Origin of the sequence: Marinobacter sp. DUT-3, assembly GCF_050379435.1 — a bacterium.
GTDB lineage: Bacteria > Pseudomonadota > Gammaproteobacteria > Pseudomonadales > Oleiphilaceae > Marinobacter.
Map to the genome: position 1 here is coordinate 1 of NZ_JBNRMG010000020.1, position 12,078 is coordinate 12,078.

At 59.1% G+C, this 12,078-nt stretch carries 9 protein-coding genes and 2 tRNA genes; 7 read left to right on the top strand and 4 right to left on the bottom strand.

The features are described from left to right. Positions 1-77: transfer RNA gene (locus tag ACQUWM_RS18705), tRNA-Arg, on the top strand. Positions 78-155: 78 nt separating this feature from the next. Next, positions 156-232 (top strand) — tRNA-Arg (locus ACQUWM_RS18710). A gap of 296 nt (positions 233-528) precedes the next feature. Here the strand turns inward: ACQUWM_RS18710 and ACQUWM_RS18715 are convergent. Continuing rightward, the gene (locus ACQUWM_RS18715; protein ID WP_428923100.1) at positions 529-1,065 is read right to left on the bottom strand and encodes a DUF2058 domain-containing protein; all 537 of its coding nucleotides are present in this window, start codon (positions 1,063-1,065) and stop codon (positions 529-531) included. A 177-nt stretch (positions 1,066-1,242) separates the two neighbouring features. Between ACQUWM_RS18715 and dbpA the strand changes: the two genes are divergently transcribed. From dbpA to ACQUWM_RS18735, 4 genes are all read left to right on the top strand, one after another. Further along, a complete protein-coding gene (dbpA, locus tag ACQUWM_RS18720; RefSeq protein WP_428923101.1) occupies positions 1,243-2,616 on the top strand; it encodes an ATP-dependent RNA helicase DbpA in 1,374 nt (457 codons plus the stop codon). 223 nt (positions 2,617-2,839) lie between these two features. Next, entirely contained in the window at positions 2,840-3,091 is a 252-nt protein-coding gene (locus tag ACQUWM_RS18725) for an OadG family protein (RefSeq protein WP_012139449.1), read from the top strand. Between the two features lie 40 nt (positions 3,092-3,131). Further along, entirely contained in the window at positions 3,132-4,919 is a 1,788-nt protein-coding gene (gene oadA / locus ACQUWM_RS18730) for a sodium-extruding oxaloacetate decarboxylase subunit alpha (protein ID WP_428923102.1), read from the top strand. A gap of 13 nt (positions 4,920-4,932) precedes the next feature. Continuing rightward, complete coding sequence (locus ACQUWM_RS18735; RefSeq protein WP_428923103.1) at positions 4,933-6,267, top strand: sodium ion-translocating decarboxylase subunit beta; 1,335 nt, start codon at positions 4,933-4,935, stop codon at positions 6,265-6,267. Positions 6,268-6,318: 51 nt separating this feature from the next. Here the strand turns inward: ACQUWM_RS18735 and ACQUWM_RS18740 are convergent, their stop codons facing one another. From ACQUWM_RS18740 to imuA, 3 genes are read right to left on the bottom strand one after another with little or no spacing between them, the layout of a single operon-like run. Further along, on the bottom strand, positions 6,319-9,429 hold the full coding sequence (locus ACQUWM_RS18740; RefSeq protein ID WP_428923104.1) for an error-prone DNA polymerase: 3,111 nt from the start codon (positions 9,427-9,429) through the stop codon (positions 6,319-6,321). Positions 9,430-9,434: 5 nt separating this feature from the next. Further along, the gene (locus ACQUWM_RS18745; protein ID WP_428923105.1) at positions 9,435-10,889 is read right to left on the bottom strand and encodes a Y-family DNA polymerase; all 1,455 of its coding nucleotides are present in this window, start codon (positions 10,887-10,889) and stop codon (positions 9,435-9,437) included. A gap of 10 nt (positions 10,890-10,899) precedes the next feature. After that, positions 10,900-11,589 carry a translesion DNA synthesis-associated protein ImuA gene (gene imuA / locus ACQUWM_RS18750; protein WP_407000892.1) on the bottom strand — a complete coding sequence of 230 codons (690 nt, stop codon included), beginning with the start codon at positions 11,587-11,589 and terminating at the stop codon, positions 10,900-10,902. Positions 11,590-11,727: 138 nt separating this feature from the next. Between imuA and ACQUWM_RS18755 the strand changes: the two genes are divergently transcribed. Beyond that, a complete protein-coding gene (locus tag ACQUWM_RS18755) occupies positions 11,728-12,069 on the top strand; it encodes a 4a-hydroxytetrahydrobiopterin dehydratase (RefSeq protein WP_428923106.1) in 342 nt (113 codons plus the stop codon). The last annotated feature ends 9 nt before the right edge of the window (positions 12,070-12,078 follow it).

A 12,078-nucleotide genomic window follows, 5' to 3' on the forward strand; every position in this document is an offset into this window, starting at 1 on the left:
GCGGCTGTAGCTCAGCTGGATAGAGTACCTGGCTACGAACCAGGCGGTCGGAGGTTCGAATCCTCCCAGCCGCGCCATTTATTAAAAGGGCCAAAGGCCCGAATAATCCTCCCAATGGCTTTAACCGCCAAATTGGACAAGGATTCACAGTTTAAGCGGCTGTAGCTCAGCTGGATAGAGTACCTGGCTACGAACCAGGCGGTCGGAGGTTCGAATCCTCCCAGCCGCGCCATATCAAGATCAGAACGCCTCAGTTTGTGCACCCCACAGGCTGAGGCGTTTTGCTTTGTATAGCTGGGAGGATTTGAACCGAAAGAGGTTCGACCGAAACCCACAAAGTGGGTTGAGGAACGCCGGAGCGAAGCGACGGCGGCCCCGAAGGGGTGAGGGCCAACGGCCCGAATAATCCTCCCCTCAGGCTAGTCGCCAAATTGGACAGGGGTTCACAGTTCAAGCGACCGGAGTTCAGACGCTCAACTGAAAGTGCCTCACCACCGTACTCCCGGTGATAAAGCATTTTGCCCCCCCCTACCACATCAAATCATCAGGAATCTCATAACCCGCATAAGGATCATCCTCACCCGCGTCATCCTCGTGACGATCATGCAGCACCACTACAGCATTCTCATCCCGCTCCTGAATCTTCCGTGCCACGCCCTCGGCAACGATCTCATACTGGTCGTTCACAAACACAATGGCCAGGCGTCCCCGGGATAGCTGATCAACCATCTTGTCATCCACAAAAATCTTCTTGATTTTCTTGTCATGGACGAACTGATAGGAGGTCTCGCCCCGCGAGCGGTCCAGGCGATTGGTATCCACCAGCTGGCGAATCTGTGCCTGAATGGCTTTCTTCTCAGCTTCTTTCTGGCGCTCCAGGTTCAGTTGGCGATCACGCTCCGCTTTTTCTTCCCGAGCCTTGCGGGCGCGGACTTCGGCTTCGCTGACCTGAACCGTTCCTTTGGGTTGTTGCTTCCGTTGTTTCTTTTTCTCGTTGCGAATGGCCTTGGCCTTTTTCTCATCGGCAAGCCCGGCTTTCAATAACTGGTCCTGAAGTGATGCCATCTACGACTCCGTAAATAGTTGCTGAAGAGTCCTCCGAATAGCGCCCGAATTGCCCTGAAAGCCAGAGATAATCCAGGAGTTATGCAGAGTCTCCCTACTGGTGCGCTGAATAAGGTAGTATACGCGCACTGTCGACTCCGCCATAACCAGCATTATTCATTTCAGGATCTTCTATTTATGTCTTCCTTTAACCAGCTTGGTCTGTCTCAGGCCATGGTCGCCAATCTTGAGCAACTGGGGTTCAGCCAGCCCACGCCTATCCAGGCCCGGGCGCTGCCAGCGGCCATCGCCGGGAAGGACGTCATCGCCATGGCCCAAACCGGCAGTGGTAAAACCGCTGCGTTCGGTATCGGGCTGATCGAAAAGCTCAGGCCGAAGCAGTTTTCGGTTCAGGGGCTGGTGTTGTGTCCAACCAGGGAGTTGGCCGATCAGGTGGCAAAGGCGTTGAGGGAGCTGGCGCGGGCGAAAGCCAACGTAAAGGTGCTGTCGCTGTGTGGCGGTGTTGCCATCGGACCGCAGATTGGCTCCCTCAGTCATGGCGCCCATATTGTGGTGGGCACGCCGGGGCGGATTCAGGATCATCTTCGCAAGGGCACCCTGTCCCTTGATCGGCTGCAAACCCTGGTGCTGGATGAGGCCGACCGCATGCTGGATATGGGGTTTCAGGACGCTGTAGAGGACATTATCAGTCAGGCGCCGCCACAGCGTCAGACCCTGATGTTTTCCGCGACCTGGCCGGACAGCATCCGCGTACTGAGTGAGCGTTACCAGTCCAGCCCGGTGGATATCCGGGTTGAGGGGCATATTGAGAAGCCGGATATCCGTGAAATTTTCTATGAGATCGCTCCGGGGCAGCAGGCGGATGCATTGGCTGCCTTGTTGTCAGAACTGCAGCCTGCCTCCTGTATCGCCTTTTGCACCACCAAGCTGCAGTGTGACGAGTTGGCGGCGGCGCTGGGTCAGCGTGGCTTTTCGGCACTGGCCCTTCATGGCGACCTGGAGCAGCGGGATCGGGACAGCGTGCTGGTCCGTTTTGGCAATCAGAGTTGCTCGGTCCTGGTGGCAACGGACGTGGCTGCCCGTGGGTTGGACATCAAGGCGTTACCACTGGTGGTGAATGTGGAGCCGGCCAGGGATCCGGAAGTCCATACGCACCGTGTTGGTCGAACCGGTCGGGCAGGTGAGGCCGGTCTGGCCGTAACGCTGTGCACGCCGTCCCAGGGGCATAAGGTTTCCAGGCTGGAGTCCCATCGTAGCGAGGAAGTGCGATGGGGAGATGTAGAGCAGTTGCTGGCCAACCCTGACAGGCCGATTGCTCCTGCCATGCGCACGCTGTGCATCTCCGGTGGGCGGAAGGACAAGGTCAGGCCGGGCGATGTGCTGGGTGCGCTGACCGGAGAGGCCGGTATTTCCGGTAAGGCGGTCGGGAAGATTGACCTGTTTGATTTTCAGTGCTTTGTGGCGGTTGACCGTAGTGTCGCCAGAGAAGCGCTTGAAAGGCTGGAGAATGGCAGGATAAAAGGCCGTAAAATGCGGGTCAGATATGCCTGAATGGGAATGATTTAAAGCGGGCCTGGCTCTGTCATAATGGGTCGCGAGGCTCGGTAAGCGCGTATAGCAATTCGTATTCCGGTTGCTCAAGGCAATCTAAAACGGTAAATTACGCAGGATTTTGCCTCCCGATTTGTTTTTGTTGGACCTAAGACCTTAGTCCAGCAGAGAAGATCAGGCAAGTCGGGGAAATCACACAAACCAATACAGGTAGCTATTCGATATGAATGACCTGATGTCACAAGCCGTAGATCTGATGATTGCAGGCATGGGATTCGTGTTTGCGTTCCTGGTTGTGCTGGTGTTCGCAACGCTGCTCATGTCCAAGCTCATCTCACGGTTTGCGCCGCCAGAGCCGGCAACCCCGGCCAGAACGCCACGTGCCAAGCCCAAGGCGCCAACGTCGGTTGACCCTGACACCGCCGAGGCCATCAAGAAGGCGATTGCACAATTCCGGTCACGCCACAAGAAGTGACCCGGTAAAAGATAGAACCTTTAAACAGAAGGCTGACACGATGACTGACACAAAGAAACCGCTGGGGATTACGGACGTTATCCTGCGTGACGCCCACCAGTCCCTGCTCGCCACCCGTATGCGGCTGGACGACATGCTGCCCATTGCCGAGAAACTCGACAAAGTCGGTTTCTGGTCACTGGAATCCTGGGGTGGAGCTACCTTTGATTCCTGCATCCGTTACCTGGGCGAAGACCCCTGGGAGCGTATCCGCGAGCTGAAAAAAGCCATGCCCAACACCCAGCAGCAGATGCTTCTGCGTGGACAAAACCTGTTGGGCTACCGTCATTATGCGGATGATGTGGTAGACCGTTTCTGTGAGCGTGCCGCCGAGAATGGCGTCGACGTGTTCCGTATCTTTGATGCGATGAACGATCCCCGTAACCTGGATCGCGCCATCAAGGCCGTGCGCAAGACTGGCAAGCATGCCCAGGGCACCATCGCCTACACCACCAGCCCGGTACACACCGTCGACATGTGGGTAGAGCTGGCGAAAGAAGTCGCCGATATGGGTGCGGACTCCATTGCCATCAAGGATATGGCGGGTATTCTCAAGCCTTACGTGGCCTTTGATCTGGTCAGCCGTCTGAAGAAAGAACTGGATATCCCGATTCACATGCAGTGCCACGCCACCACTGGCATGTCGACCGCCACCGCGATCAAGGCGGCGGAAGCCGGTATTGATAACGTGGATACTGCTATCTCTTCCATGAGTATGACCTATGGTCACTCGCCCACTGAGGCCGTGGTCGCCATCCTCGAAGGTACTGACCGTGACACCGGTCTTGATCTGAACCTGCTCGAAGAGATCGCCAGCTACTTCCGTCAGGTACGTAAGAAGTACGCGAAGTTTGAAGGCAGCCTCCGTGGCACCGATTCCCGCATCCTGATTGCCCAGGTGCCGGGCGGTATGCTGACAAACATGGAAAACCAGCTGCGTGAGCAGAACGCAAGCGACAAGTTCGACCAGGTTCTGGACGAGATTCCCAAGGTCCGCGAAGACCTGGGCTTCATCCCGCTGGTAACGCCGACCTCCCAGATTGTCGGTACCCAGGCGGTGCTGAACGTTCTGACCGGCGAGCGCTACAAGTCCATCTCCAAGGAAACCTCTGCAATCCTGAAGGGCGAGTACGGTGCGGCACCGGCGGCAATGAACAAGGAGCTGCAGGAGCGTGTTCTGGACGGAAAAGAGCCAGTTACCTGCCGTCCTGCCGATCTGATCGAGCCGGAAATGGACAAGCTGACCGACGAGCTGAAGAAGCTGGCGGACGAGAAAGGCATCAAACTGGCAGACAACGTTGTTGATGACGTGCTGACCTACGCCCTGTTCCCGCAGATCGGTCTCAAGTTCCTGGAAAACCGCGACAACCCCGATGCGTTTGAGCCGGTTCCGACCGCAGAAGATGCGGCGCCTGCCAAGAAGACTGAAGGCCCAGAGACTTACACCGTTGATGTGAACGGCAAGAAGTTCGTGGTGGCAGTATCCGAAGGTGGCGAAATCACCCAGATCCAGGGCGAGGGCGGTGCTGCTTCTGCACCGGCTGCTTCTGCAGCACCAGCACCTGCTGCTGGCGAAGGTGAGCCTGTGGTCGCACCTCTGGGCGGTAACATCTTCAAGGTTCTGGTTTCTCCGGGTGACACCGTAGAAGAAGGCGATGTGATGATCATCCTCGAAGCCATGAAGATGGAAACCGAGGTTCGCGCACCGAAGGCCGGTACCATCGGTGAAGTCTTCATCAAGGTCGGTGACGCCGTATCCCCTGATGACGAAATGCTGACAATCGCATAAGGGCCAGCATTCCATGGATAAATTACTGACTCTCTGGACGGGTAGTGGCCTGTTCAATATCGAGCTTGGCCAGGTGATCATGATCGCCGTCGGCCTTCTTCTTCTGTTCCTTGCGATTCGCAAGGGGTTTGAGCCTTTGCTGCTGGTACCCATCGGGTTTGGCGGTATTCTGGCGAATATTCCGGAGGCGGGGCTTGCCCTGACTGCGGCGGAAAATGCGATCCACTTCGCCCTGAAAGGCGGAAGCACCGAGATTCTTGCAGCGCTGGCGGCACCGTTGGACGTGGCCTATCAGGCCGGCCAGGCAATAACGCCCGAGCTGAAAGAAGCCTTCAAGGTAGCGGTGAAAGAGGCCAGTTATTCCGAAATGGCGATGGCAAACTCTATTGCCCAGGATTTCGGATATGGCAATGGCATGCTGTATAACTTCTACTCTGTAGTTATCGGCAGCACCATCGGGCCGCTGGTGATCTTCATGGGTGTTGGCGCGATGACGGACTTTGGTCCGCTGCTGGCCAACCCCAAGACAATGCTGTTGGGTGCTGCGGCCCAGTTCGGTATCTTCGGTACTGTATTGGGGGCGGCTCTGCTCGACTGGCTGGGTATCCTGGATTTCACCATTCTGGAAGCCGCTGCGATTGGTATTATCGGCGGTGCGGATGGTCCAACTTCCATCTACGTGTCCAGCGTGCTCGCTCCGCATCTGCTTGGTGCCATTGCGGTATCCGCCTACGCTTACATGGCGATGGTTCCGATGATTCAGCCGCCGATCATGAAGGCGCTGACCAGCCAGAAAGAGCGGGCCATCAAGATGTCCCAGCTCCGTCCGGTGAGCAAGAAAGAGAAGATCATCTTCCCGCTGGTGGTTCTGATTGCGGTGGTTCTCTTCCTGCCAGACGCAGCGCCGCTGCTGGGTATGTTCTGCTTCGGTAACCTGATGCGTGAGTGTGGTGTAGTGGAGCGTCTGAGTGACACTGCCCAGAATGCTCTGATTAACATCACCACCATTTTCCTGGGTCTGTCGGTTGGCTCCAAGCTGATGGCGGACAAGTTCCTGGATGGCCAGACTCTGGGTATCCTGGGCCTGGGTGTTGTGGCCTTCGGTGTGGGTACTGCCTGCGGTGTCCTGATGGCGAAGCTGATGAACCGCTTCACCAAGGAGCCCATCAACCCGCTGATCGGTTCTGCCGGTGTATCTGCGGTGCCGATGGCAGCACGGGTATCCAACAAGGTAGGCCTTGAGGCCAATCCGCAGAACTTCCTGCTGATGCACGCCATGGGTCCGAACGTGGCTGGTGTTATCGGCTCTGCGGTTGCTGCAGGTGTGATGATCAAGCTTCTGAGCTGATCTCGCTCTTTCAGTACCGAAAACCCCGCCTCAGTGCGGGGTTTTTTGTTTTTAATGAAAATCCCGGGAATCAACCGGCAAGGAATGAATCAGGTGACTCAGGTCCGCAAGCTTCCCAGCAATCACATGAATCACTTCCCCTTCTTTTTCCAGCACACCTTTCACGTGTAGCAACCGCGCCGTCAATAACGCTTTCCGCTGCCGCCGGGCGGTCTCCAGCCAGACAATCACGTTGACGTTGCCGGTTTCATCCTCAAGGGTAACGAATGTAACGCCGGAGGCGGACCCGGGGCGTTGGCGGCCGGTGACGAGGCCGGCAACCTGGACCGGGATGCCGGCTTTGGTGGTCTTGAGCTGTTCGGCGTTCAGGCAGAATTTCAGATGGCCCTGTTCCCGTAGCAGGGCGAGGGGGTGGCGCTGCAGGGTCAGGCCCTGGCTGGCGTAGTCGGCGAGGACGTTCTGGCCTTCCGTGGGTTCGGGCAGTTGGTCGCAGGTGTCCGGTGTGTAGTCTTCGTTGTCTTCAGCGGCAAAGAGTTCGGCTGGTTGTTCGTGGCCCAGTAACTGCCAGTAAGCCTGGTGGCGGTTGGCGGTGAAGTCTGGCATGGCGTTGGCACCGGCCAGGAGTTCCATGTCCCGCTGGCTGAGGTCGGCCAGTCGGCGGAGTTCGTTACTGGAGTGGTAACCCAGGGGAGGTCGGTTCTGGCAGAGGCGTTCGGCGCCGTCGGCGGACAGGCCCTGTATCAGTTTCAATCCCAGCCGGAGGTGGCGCTCTGAGCCTTCCAGGGTGTGCTCCCATTGGCTGTGGTTTACATCCACCGGTAATACGGTGACGTTATGGCGGCGGGCGTCCTGAACCAGTTGGGAAGGGGAGTAGAATCCCATGGGCTGGCTGTTGAGCAGGGCGCAGTAAAAGGCTGCCGGGTAGTGGCGTTTGATCCAGGCCGAGACATAAGCCAGCAGGGCAAAGCTGGCGGAGTGGGATTCGGGGAAGCCGTAGCCGCCGAAACCGCAGATCTGTTGGTACAGCCGTTCGGCAAAGTCCGCGTCGTGGCCCCGCGCCAGCATGCCGTTGATGAGCTTGTCACGAAACGGACTGAGGTCGCCGTGGGATTTCCAGGCGGCCATGGCGCGGCGAAGCCGGTCAGCCTCGCCGGCGGTAAAGCCGGCGGCCACCATCGCGAGCTTGATGGCCTGCTCCTGGAAAATCGGTACGCCTAGGGTGCGTTCCAGCACGGCCTGTATCTCGGTGTTGGGGTACTCAACCGGTTCCAGGCCATGTTTGCGGCGCAGATAGGGGTGCACCATGTCACCCTGTATGGGGCCGGGACGGACAATGGCCACCTCAATCACCAGATCGTAGAAGCACTCCGGTTTCAGGCGGGGCAACATGCTCATCTGGGCGCGGGACTCCACCTGGAAGACACCGATGCTGTCTCCCTGCTGGAGCATGTCATAGGTAGGGCGGTCGTCCGCGGGGATGTCGGGCATGCCAAAAGGTTGGCCACGCTCTTCACTGATGAGCTCCAAAGCCCGGCGGATGGCAGAGAGCATTCCCAGGGCAAGCACGTCTACCTTCATGAGCCCCAGGCTTTCCAGGTCATCCTTGTCCCACTGGATAACGGTTCGGTCGGTCATGGCGGCGTTCTCCACCGGCACCAGTTCCGCCAGGGGACCGGCACTGATGACAAAGCCGCCCACATGCTGGGAAAGATGGCGGGGAAATCCCAGCAGCGTGTTGACCAGGGTGAAGAACTGGTTAGCCACCTGAGGGTTGCGGGTCAGGCGTTTATCCAGGATCTGGTGGCGCCAGTCCGTGGCCCGGTCTCGCCAGTCAATGCCTTCCAGAAGCTGTTCCACCAGCGCCGGATCAAACCCCAGGGCCTTTCCGACATCACGGATGGCGCTTTTCGGACGATAGCGAATGACGGTGGCGGCCAGGGCGGCTCGCTCCCGGCTATACCGCCGGTAGATGTACTGGATCACTTCTTCCCGCCGTTCGTGTTCGAAGTCCACGTCGATGTCGGGTGGCTCGCCCCGATCCCTGGAGATAAAGCGTTCAAACAGTAACTCGGTGTGGGCGGGGTCAACCTCGGTGATGCCCAGGCAGTAGCAGACGGCCGAGTTGGCCGCGGAGCCCCGACCCTGGCAAAGAATGCCCTGTTGGCGGGCGAATGCCACGATGTCGTGGATTGTCAGGAAATAGTGCTCGTAACGCATCTCCGCGATCAGCGCTAACTCCTTACGAATCAGGGCCTGGACGCCCAGCGGCGTGCCCCCGGGGTAGCGACGGCGTTCTCCCTGCCGCGTCAGTGCCAGCAGGTATGACGCCGGGGTTTCCCTTTCGGGCACCAGATCTGCAGGGTATTCGTAGCGCAGGCTGCCGGGTTCAAAGCTGCACTGATCGGCAATGGTCAGGCTTTCCCTGAGCCAGTGCCCCGGAAACAGGCGTTTCAGTACCGGCAGTGGTCTCAGGTAGCGTTCGCCATTCTGGAACAGGTGATGGCCGGCGTTCTCCAGTGAGGTGTGGTGGCGCAGGGCGGTGAGCACGTCCTGCAAGGGCTGGCGCTCACGGCTGTGCATGTGGACCTGGCCGGTGGCGGTAATCGGGCAGTGCAGGTCTGTGGCGAGCTGGCGTACCCGGGCCAGGTGTTGCTCTTCACCGGATTCCAGGGTACGGGCGGCTGCCAGCCACAGGCGGTGATCGAACAATTGGTGTAGCCACTGGCCACAGTTCAGGGCATCGTCGTAAGCGGTACAGGCAGGCGAGGGCGGCAGCCACAGGCACAGGCAGTCGTCGAGGGTGTGGTTTTCGATGTCCTGGCAGAATAGCTGGTACTGACCCTTTTCCGCCCGCCGCCGGCCCGTTGTGATCAGCTGGCATAACTGACCATAGCCAGTGCGGGTGCGGGCCAGCAGGATAAAACGGGGTGTGGCGCCGTTGGCCGGAATGTCACTCAGCTCAAACGAGCTGCCGGTAATCAGCTTGACCGGACTGTCTTTCAGGGCCGCCCAGGCTCGGGGAATGCCGGCGACCGAACAGGCATCGGTGATCGCCAGGGCGTGGTAACCCAGTTCCGCCGCCTGTTCCGCCAGTTCATGGGGGTGTGATGCGCCTGTGAGGAAGGTGAAGTTGCTCAGGCAATGGAGTTCGGCGTAGGACATGGAGATCACCCGAACCAGCCGTGTACGAACCAGCCATCACGCACATCCCGGAACACCCAGGCCAGCTGGCCGCTGGCCAGTTGGGCGATGTAGTAATCCCGGTGAACCCGCTGACCGTCCCACCAGCCGCCGCTGATACGTTCCGGTCCGGAAAACCAGGCGCTGGGTGTTTCCTGCAGGGGGTGTGGGCTTTTCAGTAACCATAACGGTCGATGGGGCAGGTTGCTTGCCTCTGGACTGGTGGCGTGTGCCCGTTGCGGGAGATTGGCGGTAGTCCAGGCATGTTCCGGGCGATGGTCGGCCCGGGGTGACAGTTGCTGCAGGGCATTCTCTCCAAGCCGGGCCTGCAGGCGGCTGATCAGGGTATGCCAGGCTTCGTTCAGGTCCGGGGTTTCTCCCAGCAGATCGTTGCCGTTACTCGCCTCCCGACCCATGAAGCGACGTACCGAGAGCACCAGGGACGTAACGGGCGCTTTCAACGGATGCTGTTCAAAGCGTAGACGGAGCAAATCCAGAAACGCTTCGGCCCGATGTTCCGGACCCGAGGTGCGAATTCGCAGGCGCGTGGGTTGGTGGTGACGGTGGTTCAGTACCAGCAGCAGGCTGTCGGTATCCTGTTGGCGCCAGCACAGATCCTCTTCCAGTTCCCCCAGTATGCGGTGCAGGGGAAACAGCAGTCCCTCGGAGTGTTCAATGTCCTGGGCAAAATCCGCCTGTTGGCGGAAGTGATGTGGAGGCCGCCAGGGTTGTTGCGGGTCTGGCCGGGTGCCCTGGATTTTCTGGATGTAGGCAAGGGTATCCGGTGATAGCCGGTGAGCCATTTCCCGGGCTGGCAACTGCATGACTTCTCCGAGCCGGGTAAGCCCCATCCGCTGTAAGCGGGTAAGGGTGCGGCCGTCAAGCTCCACGGCTGTCAGCGGCAGGCGGGACAGCTGTTGCATCATATGGTCCCTGTCGGTGGTGCACTGGCCCTGACCAGCGCGGGCGCACAAGCGGGCCGCCAGGGGTGTTTTTCCGGTAGCCATCCAGGCGGTTAACTGCCGTTGTGACAGGGCCTGTTCGAAGGTTTGCCAGACGGCTGCCAGTCCGCCGTACAGCTTTTGCAGGCTGCCCACTTCCGCCAGTAATCCGTCCGGAGGGTAGGGGGTAATGTTGGCGGCATGGCGATACAGCCAGCGGGCCTGCTCTGCCAGAATCTGTTGTTCCCGGCTGGTGTCGGCCCGGGCAATGGCCAGTGACGGCACCAGGGTGATGGCGGTTTTCAGGGGCATGCCCGGTTGCACGCCCTGATCCTGGGCTTCCGGGCAGGCCTGGAGAACCCGCTGGCCGGCGGCTTCCACGACCACCAGCGCTTCTTCGGCGTTCTCTCTGCCGTTCTCTCTACCGTTTTCTCCGTTTTTCCGGGAGCGGCGAATATGGTCCAGCAGCAGGTGAGGAAAATGCAGGTAAACCCAGAGCATGTTGCACCTGTTATAGGCCGGATTGGGCCCAGGGGCCCTGAACGATCCGGCTGGATTCGGGGAATGGCACATGTGCCCGGTGTGCCATGGCGACGGTGCAGCGTTGCCCTGGCCAGCTACCCCGGCGTTTCAACACATTGATCCGCAAGTCCTGATGTGCTCCCGCTTCCAGTTCCAGCCTCAGGGCAGCGGGTGAGCTTTGCCCGGCCAGTTTGCGGTTGCGGAACAGCACGCATATGTTGCTGCCGGCCTCGGCGGCCAGTTGCAGCCGGCGGATATCCCGGGCCGCCAGTTTGCCGGGCCAGGCCAGTACCAGTCCGGTGACGGCAGAGCGCAGGCAGTTTTCCAGGGTCCACAGCAGGTCACCGTTGTCGTCGGTATGAGCCATGACCACTTGTTTCAGATCCACACCTTCCCGCGCCAGGGCGGGGGCGTAGGGTGTGTGTGGCGGGTTCAGCCAGAACACGGTCTTGCCGGCCTGGGTCAGGCGCTGCATCAGCGGCAGTACCAGTTGCAACTCACCGATTCCGGGTGCATCCAGCAGGCATTCACTCAACGCTCCCCGGGGCCATCCGAGCCCGCCCAGATGGTTGTCCAGCACCTGGTAGCCGGTTGGCTCCGCTGGCTGCCTGGTCTGGATGTGGCGATCCCCCTGCCAGACCCGGGCATCCTGCATCAGGGTGTTCAGAAGTTCGTTCATGAGTGTGGTCCCGCTTTTTCAGAATACTGTTTAAATATACAGTATTCTGAAAAAGCGGGGATTTCAATAGCGGGCTTGATAATGTGGAGCCAGGCACCCACGCTTGTAATACAAGTCATCAGTCAGGGAGGTTGAGCCATGAGTTCACTGACCGCGCAATCCTGCGAAGCCTGTCGTGCGGATGCTCCGAAAGTCACCGAAGATGAAAAACAGAACCTGCTGAAAGAAATTCCGAACTGGCAGCCTGTTGAGCTGGATGGGGAAGAACAGCTGAAACGGGTTTTCAAATTCAGGAATTTTGCCGAGGCCCTGGTGTTTACCAATAAAGTCGCTGATCTGGCCGAAGCGGAAGGCCATCACCCTGCCATCCTGCTGGAATGGGGTAAGGTGACCGTGCGCTGGTGGACCCACAAGATCGGTGGTCTGCACCGGAATGATTTCATCATGGCGGCGCGAACCGATGCTGCCTACGCGGGCTGATCAGGAGCG